Origin of the sequence: Streptomyces sp. CB01201, from assembly GCF_002803085.1 — a bacterium.
In the GTDB taxonomy this organism is placed as follows: Bacteria; Actinomycetota; Actinomycetes; order Streptomycetales; family Streptomycetaceae; genus Streptomyces; species Streptomyces hundungensis.
The window spans coordinates 30,192-46,320 of the sequence record NZ_NNBJ01000032.1; the positions used below are offsets into that span (position 1 = coordinate 30,192).

General features: G+C 69.0%; 17 protein-coding genes and 1 pseudogene. 11 read left to right on the forward strand and 7 right to left on the reverse strand.

The features are described from left to right. Positions 1 to 74: 74 nt before the first annotated feature. Positions 75 to 884, forward strand: coding sequence for an alpha/beta hydrolase (locus CG740_RS38225; protein ID WP_100579931.1), 810 nt, complete (start codon positions 75 to 77; stop codon positions 882 to 884). Here CG740_RS38225 and CG740_RS38230 read toward each other — a convergent pair. Next, positions 881 to 2,194, reverse strand: coding sequence for a hypothetical protein (locus CG740_RS38230; protein ID WP_100579932.1), 1,314 nt, complete (start codon positions 2,192 to 2,194; stop codon positions 881 to 883). The genes CG740_RS38225 and CG740_RS38230 overlap by 4 nt on opposite strands. A 206-nt stretch (positions 2,195 to 2,400) precedes the next feature. On the opposite strand from CG740_RS38230, the gene CG740_RS41700 reads away from it, so the two are divergent. The 3 genes from CG740_RS41700 to CG740_RS38240 all read left to right on the forward strand — a co-directional run bounded on the left by CG740_RS41700 (position 2,401) and on the right by CG740_RS38240 (position 4,983). Then, the gene (locus CG740_RS41700) at positions 2,401 to 2,535 is read left to right on the forward strand and encodes a hypothetical protein (RefSeq protein WP_267895448.1); all 135 of its coding nucleotides are present in this window, start codon (positions 2,401 to 2,403) and stop codon (positions 2,533 to 2,535) included. 88 nt (positions 2,536 to 2,623) lie between these two features. Next, positions 2,624 to 4,096: an MBL fold metallo-hydrolase gene (locus CG740_RS38235; RefSeq protein ID WP_159030548.1), complete on the forward strand. Its 1,473-nt coding sequence runs from the start codon at positions 2,624 to 2,626 to the stop codon at positions 4,094 to 4,096. Further along, positions 4,093 to 4,983: a hypothetical protein gene (locus CG740_RS38240; protein ID WP_100579934.1), complete on the forward strand. Its 891-nt coding sequence runs from the start codon at positions 4,093 to 4,095 to the stop codon at positions 4,981 to 4,983. Before CG740_RS38235 ends, CG740_RS38240 begins: the two co-directional genes overlap by 4 nt. A 61-nt stretch (positions 4,984 to 5,044) precedes the next feature. Here the strand turns inward: CG740_RS38240 and CG740_RS38245 are convergent, their stop codons facing one another. After that, on the reverse strand, positions 5,045 to 5,383 hold the full coding sequence (locus CG740_RS38245; RefSeq protein WP_234376741.1) for a VOC family protein: 339 nt from the start codon (positions 5,381 to 5,383) through the stop codon (positions 5,045 to 5,047). 293 nt (positions 5,384 to 5,676) lie between these two features. Here CG740_RS38245 and CG740_RS38250 point away from each other — a divergent pair, with 293 nt between their 5' ends. Next, complete coding sequence (locus CG740_RS38250) at positions 5,677 to 6,597, forward strand: hypothetical protein (RefSeq protein ID WP_100579936.1); 921 nt, start codon at positions 5,677 to 5,679, stop codon at positions 6,595 to 6,597. A gap of 301 nt (positions 6,598 to 6,898) precedes the next feature. Then, complete coding sequence (locus CG740_RS38255) at positions 6,899 to 7,096, forward strand: hypothetical protein (protein ID WP_100579937.1); 198 nt, start codon at positions 6,899 to 6,901, stop codon at positions 7,094 to 7,096. Between the two features lie 164 nt (positions 7,097 to 7,260). On the opposite strand, the gene CG740_RS40120 is transcribed toward CG740_RS38255, so the two are convergent. Next, the gene (locus tag CG740_RS40120; RefSeq protein WP_159030549.1) at positions 7,261 to 7,428 is read right to left on the reverse strand and encodes a hypothetical protein; all 168 of its coding nucleotides are present in this window, start codon (positions 7,426 to 7,428) and stop codon (positions 7,261 to 7,263) included. 724 nt (positions 7,429 to 8,152) lie between these two features. Between CG740_RS40120 and CG740_RS38265 the strand changes: the two genes are divergently transcribed. Then, the gene (locus tag CG740_RS38265; RefSeq protein WP_100579939.1) at positions 8,153 to 8,581 is read left to right on the forward strand and encodes a VOC family protein; all 429 of its coding nucleotides are present in this window, start codon (positions 8,153 to 8,155) and stop codon (positions 8,579 to 8,581) included. A 20-nt stretch (positions 8,582 to 8,601) separates the two neighbouring features. On the opposite strand, the pseudogene CG740_RS38270 reads toward CG740_RS38265, so the two are convergent. Next, a pseudogene (locus CG740_RS38270) lies at positions 8,602 to 9,604 on the reverse strand (IS5 family transposase). Between the two features lie 317 nt (positions 9,605 to 9,921). On the opposite strand from CG740_RS38270, the gene CG740_RS38275 reads away from it, so the two are divergent. From CG740_RS38275 to CG740_RS38285, 3 genes are all read left to right on the forward strand, one after another. Further along, positions 9,922 to 10,605, forward strand: a complete 684-nt coding sequence (locus CG740_RS38275) for an HNH endonuclease family protein (protein WP_100579940.1) — start codon at positions 9,922 to 9,924, stop codon at positions 10,603 to 10,605. Then, positions 10,605 to 10,883: a hypothetical protein gene (locus CG740_RS38280; RefSeq protein WP_100579941.1), complete on the forward strand. Its 279-nt coding sequence runs from the start codon at positions 10,605 to 10,607 to the stop codon at positions 10,881 to 10,883. Before CG740_RS38275 ends, CG740_RS38280 begins: the two co-directional genes overlap by 1 nt. 91 nt (positions 10,884 to 10,974) lie before the next feature. Further along, positions 10,975 to 11,169 (forward strand): hypothetical protein, encoded by a 195-nt coding sequence (locus CG740_RS38285; protein ID WP_100579942.1) that lies wholly within the window; start codon positions 10,975 to 10,977, stop codon positions 11,167 to 11,169. A 5-nt stretch (positions 11,170 to 11,174) separates the two neighbouring features. On the opposite strand, the gene CG740_RS40625 is transcribed toward CG740_RS38285, so the two are convergent. Then, the gene (locus tag CG740_RS40625) at positions 11,175 to 11,321 is read right to left on the reverse strand and encodes a hypothetical protein (RefSeq protein ID WP_199846706.1); all 147 of its coding nucleotides are present in this window, start codon (positions 11,319 to 11,321) and stop codon (positions 11,175 to 11,177) included. A 34-nt stretch (positions 11,322 to 11,355) separates the two neighbouring features. Continuing rightward, a complete protein-coding gene (locus CG740_RS38290) occupies positions 11,356 to 12,471 on the reverse strand; it encodes an FAD-dependent monooxygenase (RefSeq protein ID WP_100579943.1) in 1,116 nt (371 codons plus the stop codon). A gap of 166 nt (positions 12,472 to 12,637) precedes the next feature. On the opposite strand from CG740_RS38290, the gene CG740_RS38295 reads away from it, so the two are divergent. Next, complete coding sequence (locus CG740_RS38295; RefSeq protein ID WP_100579944.1) at positions 12,638 to 13,600, forward strand: TetR/AcrR family transcriptional regulator C-terminal domain-containing protein; 963 nt, start codon at positions 12,638 to 12,640, stop codon at positions 13,598 to 13,600. A gap of 97 nt (positions 13,601 to 13,697) precedes the next feature. Here CG740_RS38295 and CG740_RS38300 read toward each other — a convergent pair whose 3' ends face one another. Next, entirely contained in the window at positions 13,698 to 16,094 is a 2,397-nt protein-coding gene (locus CG740_RS38300; protein WP_100579945.1) for a proprotein convertase P-domain-containing protein, read from the reverse strand. Between the last annotated feature and the right edge of the window lie 35 nt (positions 16,095 to 16,129).

The window sequence follows — 16,129 nt, forward strand, 5'->3', positions numbered from 1 at the left end:
GGCAGCAAGACAGAGAGATGGTCCAAGCGGCACTCGCATCCCCTTGGTGGCCGTATTTTCACTACTATCTGCACATGGTCGATCACGAGACGGTGTTTCAGTCCCTGGACGGTACCCCGCTGGTCGGCACGGTGTGCGGCGCGGGAACGCGAGGCCCCGTGGCGGTGCTCGTGCACGGCTCAGGGGTGACCCGAGAGGAGGGCGGCTTCTTCACACGCCTTGCCGCCGGGCTGGCTGGCTCGGGGGTGACCAATCTGCGGTTCGACCTGCGCGCGCACGGGGCAAGCGGCGGACGCGAGTCTGAACTGACGATCGCCGCCGTGGCCAACGACATCCGCGCGGCCTGCGACCACATACGCGAACAGACCGGCCAGTCTGGGCCGGTGCATGTGATCGCCGCGTCTTTCGGGGGCGGCGCTTCCGCGATGCATGCCGCTCATCGGCCTGACAATGTCGGCAAGTTGGTACTGCTCAACCCGCGGCTGGACTACAAGGAGCGGTACGTCACCTCCCGGCCGGGCTGGTCGGGCGACTACCTGTCCGGGGACATGGCGGTGCGGCTGGAAGAGCAGGGCTTCACGGAGAAGTCGCCGTTCGAGTTGAACCGGGCCCTGCTGAATGAGGTGTTCTACCTGGACACTCCGGCGATCCTGGCCGCGGTGCGGGCGCCGGTGCTGATGGTGCACGGCACGGCGGACACCTTTGTGCCCATTGAGTCCTCCCGCCGGTTCCGGGCGATGTTCGGCGGGCCGGTGGAGCTGGTGGAGCTGGAGGGCGCCCAGCACGGCTTCGCCGTCCACGACGACCCGCAATACCTGCACCCGCAGTCCCAGGCGTGGCAGCGCGAGGTGATCGAGAAGGTGAGCGCCTTCCTCGCCGGTTAGACCACGGCAAGCTCGCCGAGTCGCCGACGGAACTCGCGGACCGCCGGTCGGCGGGCGTAGGGCGCGAGGTCGTCACGGGTGCGGCGGAGTTCGGCGAGGGCTTGCCCGAAGCGGGCACCGGCGGCGAGGGTCAGCGCCTGGAGCGCGGCAGCGGCTGCCGCGTCAGGCTCGCCGGCCGCGGCCAGGGCGCCGGAGTAGTGGGCGGTGAAGAACGCACGGTCGCGGCGCGCGAACACCCGGGTGGTGAGCTGTTCTCCGAAGATGCTGACGGCCCGTTCGTTCTGGTCGGCTTCGCGGTAGCAGATCGCGCTCTGCACCAGCAGCCGTTCGCGGGTGTAGCCGTCGCCTAGCGGGCCGGTGCAGGTGACGGGCCCGTGTGACGGGGCGGCCTCATCGAGGGCCACATGGGCCTGGTCGAGGACGCGAGCGACCTGTTCAGCGCCGGCGCCTGTCAGGGCCAGCGCTCGGGCCTGCTGCTGGAGCGCCTCCGCGCGGGGCCTCGGCGGCAGCGTCCAGGGGCCTTCGGTGGCGGCGCGGGAGAGATCGAGCATCCGGGCCGCCTCGGTGCGCTCGGTGGCCTGGGCCTGGCGGAGCAGTACGTAGGCATGCATCGCGCCGTCACCGGTGAACGTCGCCCACTCCTTGGCCTGGTGGTGCCAGTAGGCGACAACCTGGGCCGGGGCATGGGTGTCCCGGTGGAGCCAGGCCGCGAGCTCGGCGCCCCGGGCGCCGAGAACCAGCAGCTCGCGCCGCACCTCGGGGGCTGCGGTGCGGGCGGCGGAGTCGATCGCGGTGAGAAGACCGAGCGCGGTGGGCAGCGCCTCGTGAGGGCCGGCCTGCCCGTCCCTGCGAGCCGTCTCGTCCAGCGCTGCCCTCAGGTGGTCAAGAAGTTCGGGGCCGCTGTGGCGTTGGGCGTTGTGGGCGGCGGCGGTGAGACGGCCGAGGTCCGCGAGGTTGAGCACGGGTGCCATGCCCGCCAGGCCCAGGAACGTGCGTCGGTACACGTCGTGCTCCTCCACCTGCCGTCCACTCTCGCCGGGACGCCGACCGGTTGGCCGGGCGGGCCTGCGAAAGCCGAGGTTGTCCATCGGGCAGTCGAACATCGCCTCCAGCACGCGCCTGGCGTCCCGGTTGGGCCAGGTCGAGCGGCCAGACTCCCATCGCCGGACCTGCCGCACCGAGATCCGGGCCTGTTCGCGCAGTTCGCGGGCCCTGTCCTCGTAGGCGACGGCGAAGTCCTGCTGGGTGTGCCAGCCGCGCTTGGTGCGGGCGGCGACGAACCGCCAGTTAGCGGCGGCTTGTTCGGGCATGGGCACCCCCAGGATTTCAGGACCACCACGGTAGCCATCCTGGCCACCGTGAGCGAGTGAGCAGAAGCGGCCCCCGTCACGGTGTCCGGTGATGCGTCCGGTGATCCGGCCTCGACCCGCACCGCGCACGGCGGTGAACTGTGGTCACCGGAGCGGCCCGACGGGCCGCATCCCCAACATCCCGCCCATGCAAGGAGGACCGCGCCATGAAGACCACCACCATCGCGAAGGCCCCGGCCGTCAGGCTCGACCCTAAGAAGGTCGCCGAGCTCCAGGCCAAGGTCAGCCGGTTCGTCGGGACCGGCGCGCTGACCGCAGCCCCGCACACCTACCACCACTGAAAAACTCCGGGGCGGTCGGGACGGCTGGGGCCGTCCCGACCGCCCCGGTCCATCCCCGCTGGTCGAGAACATGAAGGAGGCAACCCGCGTGGACAACCGCCTGGAGCTGACGTTCCTGGGCCACCAGACCTGGCTGGTCCAGGGTGGCGGCCACCGCGTCCTGATCGACCCCGTCCTCAAGAGCACGTTCGGCCTGCCCGGCCGCGCCGAATGCCGGGTGTGGCCGCCGCGCGCCGTCGATACCGGCCTGATGCCCCGGCCCGACGCGGTCGTGCTCACCCATGAGCACCTCGACCACTTCCACCTGCCCTCCCTGGACCTGCTGGACCGGCAGGTGCCCCTCTACACGGGCCCCCTGCTGCCCGCCGCGGTCGAGGAAGCGGTCACAAGGCTCGGGTTCACGGTGCACCGGATCGACCACACCACGCCGATCGAGCTGGGCGACCTGCGCATCATGCTCTATCCGGCCGGCGCACGGACGCTGTTCTGGGAGGACCGCGTGGTCCAGCCGTGCCTGCGCGTCGGCGACGGCCCCGCCGTGTTCATCGCCGTGGACGCCGATCCTTCCGACTTGTACGTGCAGCAGGTCGCCGAGGGGGCGCAGCCCGTGCCCCGCGTCGCGGTGGTCTCCAACAACTCCCAGATCGTGCCGCCGGGGATGCCCGCCTCCTCCGTCAATCTGCTGCCAGGTATGGACGGCACCGGGCACAAGACTGGCCTGAGCGTGCTCAACCAGCTGCTCCTGGAGGTCCTCGCCCCGTTCGACGGTGTCCAGGACGTGGCGCTGTGCGGCAACGGCTTCCTGCCCCCGGCCTCCCCCCACGGGCCGTTCCTGTACTCCGACCATCCGAGGATGGCCGCGGCGGCCAACGAACTGCAGAGCCTCTTCCGTGTCCACGGCCCCCGACCCGGTGAGCGGTTGACCGTCCCGGCCTCGTCCGCACGCAAGGTGACGGCTGATCAGGTCGGCTGGGTGAGGATCGACGACGACTGCGAGTACGAGGCGCTGGTCGCGCACGCCGCGTTCCTCGCCGACCCCGGCACGGTCGAACTGGCCGCGCTCGCCGACGAGCCCGCCGACCAGGACCAGGCCCTCAAGGTTGTGACGGCAGAACTGCCCCGGCTGGGACGCGAACTGCTGGCCACCGCCACCGGCATGCTGGCCTGCAGCATCCACGAATACCTATCCGGCACGCTCGGCCCCCGACGCGCGGTGCTCCGGCTCAAGGACAGCCCCAGCGGCGAGCTCCTGCAGTTCGCTTGGGACGTCACCACCGCCGACTTCGTCCAGGTCGAGGCGACAGGCCGCGAAGAGGCCATGGCCACCTACCCGTTCGGCGCCGAGATGTTCTTCCAGGACTACCTCGCCCTGCTCCAAGGCCGCCTGCAGGTGTGGGACGTGGCCGGCGGCGCGATGGAGTGCTGGCACATCGGACGCCCGCTGGACAGCCTCGTCTACGCCTTCTTCGGCATCTACGGCGAGCACCAGCGCCCCGACCTCGCCGCCCGCTCCTACGCCACAATGGCCGCCGCCATCACCGCCCCGGTGAGCACCCGGTGACGTCGGCGCCGTCCACGGCCGCCGAAGCCCTGACAGGACTGGCCCGTATCCGCCCGCCCGGATGGCTGGCCGCCCCCATGCCCTCGGACCCGGCCGCCCTGCTCGGGCGCGCCCACCAGGCACTCGCCGAAGACCACCTCGGTGCGACGGGCAGGATCAGCGTGCTCAGCACCCGCTACACCGCCGCGGTATTCGTGGTGCACCAAGTCCCGCCGGACAGCTCGCTGATCCTCAAACTCCACGCCGATCCGGCCGCCTACGCCGGGGAGACACTGGCGTACGCGCTGCTCACCGGCACCGCCCCCATCCCCCGGCTATACGGGGAGGGCGAGGCGTCGATGTCGCTGCTGCTGGAGCACCTGCCCGAGGCCGCCGACTGGAGCGGGCCGCAGATGCCCGCGGTGCTGGCCGATCGCGTCGCCGCCGTGCACACCGCCTCGCAGCGGCTGCCTGTCGAAGCTGCCGAGGCCATGGCCGGCTTCACCCTCGCAGCCCTCCAAGGCGCTCCGGCGCCGGATTGGATCGCCGACCCAGGAGCGTACGGCGAGGTCCTGGCCGCCCACGCGGACGCCTACGACCTCGACCTGGTGCCCCTGGGCCACCTCGACCTCAAGCCCGAGCACCTGCGCCGGCGAGGGGACGGCGAGGTGGTGCTGCTCGACGTGGAGAGCGTGCGCCCGGACGTCACCGGGCTGATCGACGTGGTCACCCTGCCCGCCGTCCTACGCCAAGCCGGGCACGAGCTGAGTGCCGACCGGGTCCTGGGTCTGTATCTCGACGCCACGGCGGCACGCGGCGCCAACTGGACGGCGGGAACGTTGAAGTCCGCCCTGCGCGCGTACGCGGCGGCCACTGGGCTGGAGAGCCTGCACGGCCTGGACCAGTAGACGCCGAAGGCCCGGCGCGCGTTGACCACCAGCTTCAACGGGCGCCGGGCCTTCGCACGTCCTACGGGCCCTCGATGCCGACGATGGTGCCGAACGGGTCCCGCAGCTGGGCAATCCGTCGGCCCGGCTCGATGGTCAGCGGCCCGCGGTGATGCTCGCAGCCAGCCCCCAGCAACCGCTCCCGCACCTGGTCGACATCGTCGACGCCCCAATAGACGACTGGGCTGCCGCCGCCCCGGGGGTTGCGCTCGTCGTCGGCAGGATGGAAGCCGACCTCGACCCCGCCGATCTCCACCCACGCGTAGACCACCCCGCTGTCACTGACGTCGAGCTTCACCGGAGTGTCGAGAAGCTCGCCCCACCACCGAGCCGACGCCTCCGGGGCCTCAGCGAAAGTCATCACGGTACGTACAGCATTGAACACAGCACACCTCCGGGGAGAGTCTGCCCCAGGCTGGCGTCAGCCCGCACGGGGCGCCCTTCGCCTGCTCAGCATCGGTTGGCCCCGTTGGGCCCATCGGGGCCAACCAGACCAGCCCCTCCGTCTCCTCCTCCGCCAGGTCCTCCATGACGTCCTCCAGCCCGTGGCGGACAACAGGCGTTGCCGGAGGTGTCCGCTTTGCAGGTCAGCCTGCCTCCAGCACCGTCACGACCCCCGTGGCCGTGCGCCACCTACAGGGAGAGGAAAGGGCAGTGGAGGCAAAGAAGACGGCGGCAGCGGCGGAGACGTACCGGGAGCGGGCGGAGCGCCGGCGGCGGACGCGGGGAACGGGCGAGGCCCGGGGCGGGTGGCAGCGCACCGAGGAGAACGAACACCTGCTCCGACTGGCGACCCGGTACAGCACGCTGACACTCCACCAGGCCGCCTACGCGTGCCGGGGCGGACGGATCGAGGCCGCGCGGCGGCGGGTGCGGCTGATGACCGAGGCCGGGCTGCTGCTCCGCAGTGCGGACGTCCGGTGGGGCGCGGACGGTTCTGTGGCCCACCGAGCGCGGGGCCGGATCGCGGGCACCGGGCTGAGCGCCCCGCGGCCGCCGGGCGAGCGGCTGCTGCACCGCCTGGCCGTCGCGGAGGCCGGGATCACGCTGAAGGCGCACGGGTACACCGTGCTCTCCGAGCGGGAGGTGCACGCCGCCGAAGCAGTGCCCGGCCGCGCGGCCGAACTCCTGGAAGCCCTTGGGGTACCCCGGGTACCCGGGGTACCCACCGGCGCTCGCCGCGGAGAGACACTGGCCGTGCCCGTGGGCGCCCACGCCGTGCACTGGCCGGACCTGCTCGTCGTCGAGCCCGACCCGAGATTCCCGATCGCCGTCGAGGTCGAGCTCACCGCGAAGTCCCCGGCGGCGATCCGGGCGATTCTGCGGGCCTATCGGCAAGCGGGGCGCCGGGTCCTCTACCTGACCACCGAGCCGGTCATCCGCCGGCTGAAGGGCAGCCCGGGCGGGGATGGGTGGTGGGTCGACGGCGTTGCTCAGGAGCTCGGGTTGCTACCGCGGGGCGAGCCCCGTCCGGACGTCGGAAGGCTCAGCGTGCGGCCGTTCACCTCCGTGGACCCCGCCGTGGCCCGCCGGGCGTCTGCCGCCCTCATCTGTTCGCCGCAAAAGGCCGGTTGACCTGCGGCTTAACGAGAGCACAACCGGGGACACAGAAGAGGACACGAGGACGCAGGCGTCGCCGGCGGGGATGGCCCGGGGTGGATAACGCGCAGCTCCCGCTCGACGCCACCCCGGTATCCACGCGGTTGCCGCTGTCAGCGCACGTCGCCGTACGCGGTCTCCTCGATCGCGCGCAGGATCAGCCGGAACTCGGGCGCAGCCTTGATGACGATGGCGTCGAACTGGGCGAGGACGCTGCCGCCGGCGGCCGTTCAAAGTCACAGGTGGCCGTGCTGCCCGGAAAGAAGCACAGGCGCTCATGCGGAAGGATCTCGCCGCCGCCGAAGGCTCGGCCCGCACCATAACTGACCTCCGCGTCCAGGCCGAGGCGTTGGCGCAGATCACCAAATTGATAACCGGGCGGGACCCAGCCACAGCCGAGGTACTGTTCGCCGACGCCTTACATTGGCCAACTCCGAACTTCTACCGCTACAGCTATGAGAAGGCTGTGCGTTGAGCAGGATCGCCAATGCGATGGCCGCGTGGAACCCTGTCGCCGCGGAATGCTTGGCCCGCACCATCACCGACCCCTTCGAGCGGGCCGGAGCATCGACGGAGATCGCCAAGATACTCATGCGATAAGGCCCTGGCCTCGTGCGTCAGGAAACGCGGCCCGCGAGGTCAGGAGTTCGAGCAGTCGTCCTTCCATACGCCGCCCTCACGCACCCAATCCCTTCGCTTCTGTCCCGTCTCCTTGTCATAGTCGTAGGACACCACCGCGTGGGTCCCCGACAGCTCGTCTATGTGGACGGTCTTGACGGGTATCGCGCCCCACCGCTTGTGCGTCACGTCCGCTACTGCAGCAACCGTCTTGAGTGACGACATCGACTGACACCGCTTCGACATGAGCCGCCAAGCGGCCGGAGCGTCCGGGGCCGTAAGCGCCTGCCCGTAACTCCGCACGGAGTTCTCCAGGACCGCATCGTGGTACTGGGGGCTCTCCTCGTTGGAGCAGGCAGATGCGCCGAGAGCCAGGAGCACAAGGCCAGCGGCCGGGACGGTCGTGCAGACACGCAAGAGATCTCTCCTCGGTGATACGGGACGGCCGAGTCACGACTTCCACCACGGTGAGGCCGTCGGCACGGAGCATCTCATTGTCGGTGTGGCTGGACCTGGAGACGGACAGACGCCCCGGTACCACCTGGTTGTACCGCAACCGGGGTAAGGAGGAGACGCTCGCCCGGTGGTGACGCCAGACAGTTGCCACCACATGAAGATCACGATCTGCAGCTGCAGTACTAGGGCACGTATCGCGTTGTGATCACCAGAGCCGTCAACGGCTCGATCTACGAGCGGAGCACGGCCAAGGAATGGTGTTGCCCTCGCCTGCGGTGATCACTAGGGTCGGTCAGGTGACTGCCGGGTCGGCCTTGGGCCATGTACGAGTGAGTTTTCCGGCCTCGGCGTGAGCCCGAGGTGGGCCAGAGGCCCGCCCCCTTCTCCGAGTCTTTGCGCCTGACGCCCGCATGCGGCGCCCTTTCCAGCGGATCCCAAGACCGGAGACACACCACTGATGCCCTATGGTCAGCCATACCCATATGAATTCGAACTGCCGACGGTCGGCGTGCAGTTGAACCACACTGCCGTCTACGCCAGCGACCGGTACCTGTCCGCGGAGTTTCTCGCCGCGGTCCTGGGCCTGAAGGTCGGCGCCCCGTTTGGGCCGTTCCTGCCCGTTGACCTCGGCAACGGCGTGACGCTCGACTACTACGAGAAGAGGAACGAGGCGATCCAGTCACAGCACTACGCCTTCCTCGTGCCTGACGAGCAGTTCGACGCCGCGATCGCCCGTCTGGAGGCGGTCGGGGTTACCTACTACGCCGACCCCGGCCACACCGACCCGGGCAAGATCAATGGCCTATTCGGTGGCCGCGGCGCTTACTTCGACGACCCGGACGGCCACAACATGGAGATCATGACTCGGCCCTACGTCCGCCCCTAGAGGTTGCGACCGAGCTCTGATCAGGTGGCGGCCCGAGTGAGGTCGTTGATCCAGATCATCGAGGCGCGTAAGTGGAGGCCTGCGAGGTAGCTGTCCGGGTCTTGTCGTACCTGGTGGCGATGCCTCGCCAGGCCTTGAGCTTGTTGATCAGGCGCTCGACGGTGTTCCTCTCCTTGTAGAGGTCAGCGTCGTGGCCGACGGGCCGGCCGCCCCTGGAGCCCTTCTTCTTCCGGTTGGCGGCCTGGTCGACCTTCTCCGGGATGACGGCCTTGATGTGGCGTTTGCGCAGGTGGGCACGGTTTCCGCGGGACGAGTAGGCCTTGTCCCCGGCGATGGCGTCGGGTCTGGTGCGGGGGCGGCCGACGGGCCCACGGACCCGGATCTTCTTCAAGACGGGGATGAACTGCGGGCTGTCGGCTGCCTGCCCGGCGGTCAGGACGAACGCCAGCGGGCGGCACTTGCGGTCGGCGGCGAGGTGAACCTTGCTGGTCTGCCCGCCCCGCGAGCGTCCCAGGAGAGCGGCCTTCAGCCGGAGCTTTCGGCGGCGCCGGACGCGTCGCCGCTCCTCCCGCTCGGGATCCGCTTCGACAGCCTGTCCGTTTTGTTCTTCGGCGCCGCCCCCTTTGACCTGGCCTTCTCCTCCTCGGCGGCAGCCTTCTCCAGGGCGGTGAGCACGTCCTCGCTCAGGTGCATCCCGGCAGCGTCGTGGTGAGCACGTGCGGTGGTGGAGTCGATGCTGACCAGGGACAGGTCCACCTCGCCCCGCTTCGCGGCCTCCGCGATCAGGCCCTCCAGCAGGGCCTCGAACACGCCGGCGTCCCGCCACTGCCGGAAGCGGTTGGAGACGGTCGACCAGGCGCCGAGCTCCTGCGGCATCTCGCGCCACTGCCCGCCAGTCTTGAACCGCCAAATCACACCCTCGAACTGCTGCCGCAGTCGCTCGGGGTACGGGCCGTACTCGCCGATCGGCAAGTACGGCCCGATGAACTCCCACTCTGCATCCTTCAGTTGCACTCGCGTCACGCAAAATGATCTACCGGATCAGAGACCCAGGCGGGGTCGAATCTACGGATTGATCACGACTCGATACGCGCCCTAGGTCTTACGTCGCCGCAGTCATGCGCTACGTGGCTGGTGCGGGTGGCCCGCAAACTGCCGCGAACCCGCAGGCCCGCTTTGCAGGCAAGATGGGCCACGCGCCGCAAGGCACGCGCACCGAGCACAGCCGCGAGGGACGCGTGCCCCGACGGCCGCGCACCAAGCGTCAGCAGGCAGGTTGGCGGCGCCCTCGCACGGGTGACACGCACAGCTTCAGCTCAGCAGGCGCTATCTCTTGACGCATGATCACCTCCAGCCGCTGGCTGCACGCTGCCACCGCTCTCGCCGGCCTGACCGTCGCCCTGCTCCCCGCCACAACCGCCTCGGCCGGCCCCGCCACCGCCGCGCACACCGTGCCGGTCCTGCGGCGGGCGCTGCCGGAGCCGCCTCCCGCCGACGTCGCCCGCAGCGAACTCCGCGACCTGAACGTGGACGCCCCGCACGCGATGGCCGGCTACAGCCGCACGAAGTTCCCCCACTGGGCAATGCAGGGCAACCAGTGCGACACCCGCGAGATCGTCTTGCAGCGCGACGGCCAGAACGTCGTCCAGGACGACAAATGCCGCGCCGTCTCGGGGACCTGGCACAGCGAATACGACGGCAAGAACCTGACCGCCGCAAGCCAGGTCGACGTCGACCACATGGTGCCGCTCGCCGCCGCCTGGCGGGCCGGCGCCGACCAGTGGGACACCCCGCGCCGCAAAACCTTCGCCAACGACCTCGAACACTCCCAGCTCATCGCCGTCTCCGCCGCCTCCAACCGGTCCAAGGGCGACCAGACCCCCGACCTGTGGAAGCCCCCGCTCCAGTCCTACTGGTGCACCTACTCCCGCGCCTGGATCGACGTGAAGCACCTCTACCAACTCAACGTCACCGAGGCGGAGAAGACCGCACTCGGCGAGATGCTCGACACCTGCGTCCACTGATGCAGACCCCCGAACCCGCCGTCTGCGACGACCAGGTCGTCGCAGGCCCCGGCGGCGCCATGACCGACGAAGTAGGAGTCATCACAGGCGACCTCACCATCCGCACCACCCGCCAGGCCGACCACCACGTCGTCGTCACCATCCAGTACACCGGCGCGGACGAGTGGTACACCCTCACCGGCAGCCCCGTAGCTGTTCCCGACGGCCAGATCGAGGACTACCACCACCGCGTCCTCGACGCCGTCGAGGCCGGCGCGCAGGCCGTAGCCCCGCAATAGCCGTGCTCTGACGCATTTCCGCATCGTCGTTGCCCGGGGACGGCTGGTTCAAAGGACGTAACCCCGCCCACGGGAGCGGAGTTGACCGGTCATGGACGACCTCGCCTCCCCCGTGACCGGCACCTACTCCGATGCTTCGCGTGAACCGCTGATCACTCTCATCGAGGCACGCGATGTGGTGCGACTGCTGCTGCACTTCGCGGAAACCCACACCCACGACTCTGTCGAGGAACGAGACGCCTACGCCCTGGCTACCGAGCTGGCGGGCCGGCTCACGTCGGAGTGAGCGGATCAGAAGTCGTGGAGCACAACCACTTCGAACTCTGCGGACATTGACCACGTCATGAGGATGTACACCGGGCCGTACTGGGTGTTCGTCCGCAGCGCCTCGAACTGAACCAGTTCACGGCTGCAGAAACGGTGAAACAGCACGTTCATCTGCTGAAACTCGGCATCGGTCAGCGCACCGCCATCAGACTGTTGGACCCAGTGAGAGTGCGTTCTTGGCGCGCGTGACGGATTCCTCCGAGGCAGGTCCGCCGGGATTCTCGATGGCCAGGGCCTGGTTGAGGGTGACGAAGGGGCGCATCCGCTGCTCGTAGCGGGCATACGCGGTGCGGTGGTCGCCGTTGGCTTGGGCAAGGCAGTCGGCCAGCACGTGGGCGCCTACGAGGGCCAGGCTGGTGCCCTGCCCCGAGAGGGGAGAAGGGCAGTAGCCGGCGTCTCCGAGCAGGGTCACCCGGCCCAACGACCACTGGCCCATGCGGATCTGGGCCATGGCGTCGCAGTAGAAGTCGGGCGCCTTCTGGGCGGCCTCGGCCAGGCGAGTCCCTTCCCACCGCATCAAGGCGAGCTTGTCCACGACGAGCTGCCGCAGGGCGCCGCCGCCGCGGAGGTCGGGGGCGAGGGGGGCGGACTCGAAACCGAAGGCGATCCTGAGTTCGGTGTTGCCGCGTACGGGCATGATGCCGAAGCCCGTGTCGCCGTCCCGCAGCCACATCTGCCAGTCTTCCAGGGCGAGGAAGTTGTCCGCGCTGAATACCGAGAGATAGCTGCCCAGGTGATGGGCGTAACGCTCCTCCGGACCGAAGGCCAGGCGCCGTACGGTGGAATGGAGGCCGTCGGCTCCGACCACCAGGTCGAAGGCGCGGGATGGCCCGTGCGCGAATTCGACGCGCACGCCGGTCTCGTCCTCGTCGAGCTCGGTGATGCTGTCGCCGAAGAGGTACTCGACGCCTGCGCGCGTGTGCTCATACACCATCCGGACCAGGTCCTCGCGCAGCACCTCGATGTCTTCGCTGTCGAGCCGGCCGCTGCTGAAGGTCGCCTCGGTGGAGCGATCGACCTCGTGGCCGTCGGGGTCGAGGATCGACATGCCGCGCATCCGGGTCCGTACACGGCTTGCCCGCTCCAGCAGGCCCATTCGCTCCACGACTTCGAGCGCGACGCCACGGATGTCCACGGCCTGGCCGCCGGGGCGTTGGCCCGGAGCGCGCTCGACGACAGTGGGCGCGAAGCCGTGGCGGCGCAGCCAGTAGGCCAGGACGGGCCCGGCGATGCCGCCGCCGGAGATGAGTACGGTCTGCATGAGAAGCTCCTCCAGTGCTTTGTACGGCGTAAGCGATCTGAACGTACGTCGTACGCGCAACCCCTTCAACTGGCCGAAATGGAGCCTTGTACTAGGGCAGATGCCCTCCGCACGGCGTCGCCACTGCTACCCTCTGTACTAGTACAGGGCAGGAAGGCGGCAGTACGTGACGAAGACCACGGGCGCAGTTGGCGATCCGCCCTATCTGCGCATCGTCGCCGTGATCCGGCGGCGCATCGCGGACGGTGAACTCGCCCCCGGGGACCGGGTTCCCTCGACCCGGCAGATCGCCGGGGAATGGGGCGTCGCGCTCGCCACCGCCACCAAAGCCCTGGCCACTCTGCGTCTGGAGGGACTGGTCGAGGCCCGGCCCCGGATCGGCACGGTCGTCGCCGGAACCGCCCTCCCCGCGCCGGCCCGCAGGCGCCCGTCACCTGCCCCGGACCCCGAGCTGGAGCTGAGCCTCGACCGGATCGTCCGTACCGCCATCGAGATCGCCGACGCCGAAGGGCTCTCGGCGCTCTCCATGCGTGGCGTCGCGGCCCGGCTCGGCGTCGCGGCAATGTCAACCTACCGGTACGTCCCGAGCAAGGAAGACCTCGTCCTGCACATGGCCGACGCCGCGTTCGGCGAGGGGTCCTACAACGCGGACGCCCCCGAGGGCTGGCGCACCCGCGTCGAGCTGGGTGCCCGGACCTTGTGGAGCCTGTACCGCAAGCACCCGTGGCTGGCCCAGCTCGGCTCTCTCACCCGCCCTCTGCTCGTGCCCAATCTCATGGTCCACGGCGAGTGGATACTCGGCGCCCTCGACGGCCACGGCCTCGACCCCACGACGCTGTTCGACATCCACGTCCTGCTCTACAGCCATGTCCAGGGCCTGGCAGTGCACCTGGAGATGGAAGCTCATGCCGAAGCCGCCACGGGCCAGTCGGAGGACCAGTGGATGGACAGCCGCGCCCCCGCTCTCCGAGAACTGGTGGAATCCGGCCGCTTCCCGACCTTCACCAAGGTGGTCGGATCCTTCGAGGGCGGCTACGACCTGCGTCTCGATGCTGTCTTCGAATTCGGCCTCACAGCACTCCTCGACGGTCTGACTTCCATCGTCGAAGGTCAGGAAGCCGGCACGTAGAAACATGAACGAGTTACTTTAGGGATCGCACGGACCGGAAGAAAGACGACGCCCCCGCCGGAGGAGCGAGCGGGGGCGTCGGGGCCAGGTGGACGGGTCAGAACTGAAGGACCCAGCCGTTGAGCGTTCCGGTGGAGCCAGGATCGGTGTCCTCCACCTGAAGCTGCCACTCTCCACTGATGGGCTGCGCGGGAATGTCAACGGTGAAGAGCTTCTGCATGTGGCCGCCGGGCTGGATACCCACCGCCTTGAGCGGGTAGAGCTTGCCGCCCGGGCCGAGCAGGCTGATGTTCAGGTCGCCCTGCCATTCGTGGTCCAGGTCCACCCATACCTTCGCCTTGGTGGGCGTGGTTCCGGACGAACGCCAGATGTCCGTGCCGGTGGCAACGGTGGCCTGATCCGGGATTGCCACGCTGGTGCGGTTCTCGTACGTCGGGAACGCGACCGACCACGACTTGAGGGTCCCGATGCTGCCGGTGACGGAGTCGGTGACCTTGAGATTCCATGTGCCGTCGGCGGGAGAGTCGGAAGCATTGATGATGTACGTCTTGTTGACCGAGGTGGTGGTGTCGGTGGTGGAAACGGTCTTCAGGACGTAGGTCTTGGAGCTGGGGCTGATGAGCTCCAGCTTGAGGTCGCCGATCTTCTGATGGGTGAGGTTGACCGAGACCTGCGTAGCGGAGGAGGCGTTGCCGCCGACGTTCGCCGCTGACACGCTGGCGGAGATGTTGCCGTTGTCGGGGATGGAGACGTTGCCGAGCTTGCTGAAGGGGAACTCCAGCGACCAGTTGAGTAGGGTGCCGACACTGGTGGAGTAGCCGTTCGCCAGCTTCAGCTTCCACGTGCCGGATGCCGGGGAGGAGGAGGCGTCCACGTAGTAGGCGGAGCCGATGGGACCACCGACGGACGGCGCTTCGATGCCCGAGGGTGTGGCTGCGGCCGGGGTGGCCGAGTCGTCCAGGTGGTAGGTCTTGCCATTGGGATCGATGAGGTCGACGTTCAGGTTGTTCAAGCCCAGTCCGTCCACGTCGAATTCCAGGCGCAGCCGGGACGGTGCGTTGCCGGGAACAGTGGAAGTGAGCTGACGGGTGAGGGAGCCGGAGCCTTTGCCGGGGATGGCGGAGTCCTTCTCGTCCCAGACCATCGTCGGCCGGGGCTTGGGGTCGGGCTTGGCCGCCAGTGTGTCTGCGGCGGCACCCACCTGGATGCGGGGTGTGGTGGCCTCGGTGTAGCTGATGGCCTTGCCCGTGCTGGCGAGTGTCTTGACCAGGTTGCTGAGGGAGGCGTCAGGAGCGGCTTGGCGGAGAACGGCGAGGGCCCCTGTGACGTGCGGTGTGGCCATGGAGGTGCCGTTCTTGGAGCCGTAGGTGCTGCCCGGAAGGGAGCTGATGACGCCCTGGCCCGGAGCGAACACGTCGACGAGCGGGCCACGGTTCGTGTAGCTGGTGAGCTGGTCGTCGTCGGTGACGGCACCGACGGTGACGGCGTTGGGGACGCAGGCGGGCGAGTTGACGGCGTTGGTGTAAGCCTGGTTTCCGGCGGCGGCGACGGTTGCGACGCCTTCGTTGTAGAGGGTGTTGATGATGGCGGCACGTGGGTCGGCGTCGCAGGCTGCGGTATAGCGACCTCCGCCCAGGCTCAGGTTGACGGCGATGACGGGCTTGCCGGCCTGCTTGTATGCGTCGACCTTCTCCAGGGCGGCGAGCTGGTCGGAGGTGAAGCTCAGGGCGCAGGGGGTGACGGATCCGCAGTAGTCGGGCGAATCGAACCGGGAGAAGACCTGGATGGCGATGATCTTCGCACCGGGGGCTACCCCTTGCTTGGGGGCGCCGGCCAGGCCGGTGCCGTTGCCCGCGGCGATGCCTGCGACGTGGGTGCCGTGGGAGCAGGCGTCGCCCATTTCGGCGCAGTGGCCACTGTCGGCGTCGGCGGACCCGGGTCCTTCTTGGACGTCAGTGCCGCCGGGGCACAGGCTGGCGGAGCCGTATGTTTCGTCGGTGGTGGAGAAGCAGGCTTCGTCGGTGACGCGCCCGCCGAGGAAGGGGTGTTTGACGGCCACTCCGGTGTCGAGGATGGCGACGGTGGAGCCGGAGCCGTCCAGACCTTTGGCCGTGGTCTTGTCCGCGCCGACGAGGGGGACGGTCTGGTCCAGGGAGGGCGGGACAGGTACGTCTTCGGTGACGGAGAGGACACCGGGATCGGCGGACAGCTTCTTCAGTCCGGTGGTGTCGACGCGGAGCGTGGTGACGGGCACCTTTTTGAAAGTGCGCACGACTTGACCGGCTTCGGCGGCGGCGGAGAGGTCGCTGCGGTTAACGGCGACAACGTTCACGCGGATCTTCTTGCCGCCTTCGGCCGCTTTATAGGTGGCGGAGGAGACGGGATCGACGGTGCCGACGGGGTCAAGGTCACCGGCTTGCGCAGTGGTGGGCAGGACGGCGAAACCGATGGTTATCGCTCCCGCGATGACGGCAGCCCACAGGGGTCTTTTCATCAGTGCTCCAGCTTTCAGGGCGTACAGGGCAGCGG

Coding starts and splice junctions, on each gene's coding strand:
- CG740_RS38265 (WP_100579939.1), top strand. CDS start 8,153: ATGCCCTATGGTCAGCCATACCCATATGAATTCGAACTGCCGACGGTC.
- CG740_RS38280 (WP_100579941.1), top strand. CDS start 10,605: ATGCAGACCCCCGAACCCGCCGTCTGCGACGACCAGGTCGTCGCAGGC.
- CG740_RS41700 (WP_267895448.1), top strand. CDS start 2,401: ATGAAGACCACCACCATCGCGAAGGCCCCGGCCGTCAGGCTCGACCCT.
- CG740_RS38290 (WP_100579943.1), bottom strand. CDS start 12,471: ATGCAGACCGTACTCATCTCCGGCGGCGGCATCGCCGGGCCCGTCCTG.
- CG740_RS38285 (WP_100579942.1), top strand. CDS start 10,975: ATGGACGACCTCGCCTCCCCCGTGACCGGCACCTACTCCGATGCTTCG.
- CG740_RS40625 (WP_199846706.1), bottom strand. CDS start 11,321: ATGAACGTGCTGTTTCACCGTTTCTGCAGCCGTGAACTGGTTCAGTTC.
- CG740_RS38225 (WP_100579931.1), top strand. CDS start 75: ATGGTCGATCACGAGACGGTGTTTCAGTCCCTGGACGGTACCCCGCTG.
- CG740_RS38255 (WP_100579937.1), top strand. CDS start 6,899: ATGCGGAAGGATCTCGCCGCCGCCGAAGGCTCGGCCCGCACCATAACT.
- CG740_RS38230 (WP_100579932.1), bottom strand. CDS start 2,194: ATGCCCGAACAAGCCGCCGCTAACTGGCGGTTCGTCGCCGCCCGCACC.
- CG740_RS38300 (WP_100579945.1), bottom strand. CDS start 16,094: ATGAAAAGACCCCTGTGGGCTGCCGTCATCGCGGGAGCGATAACCATC.
- CG740_RS38245 (WP_234376741.1), bottom strand. CDS start 5,383: ATGACTTTCGCTGAGGCCCCGGAGGCGTCGGCTCGGTGGTGGGGCGAG.
- CG740_RS38275 (WP_100579940.1), top strand. CDS start 9,922: ATGATCACCTCCAGCCGCTGGCTGCACGCTGCCACCGCTCTCGCCGGC.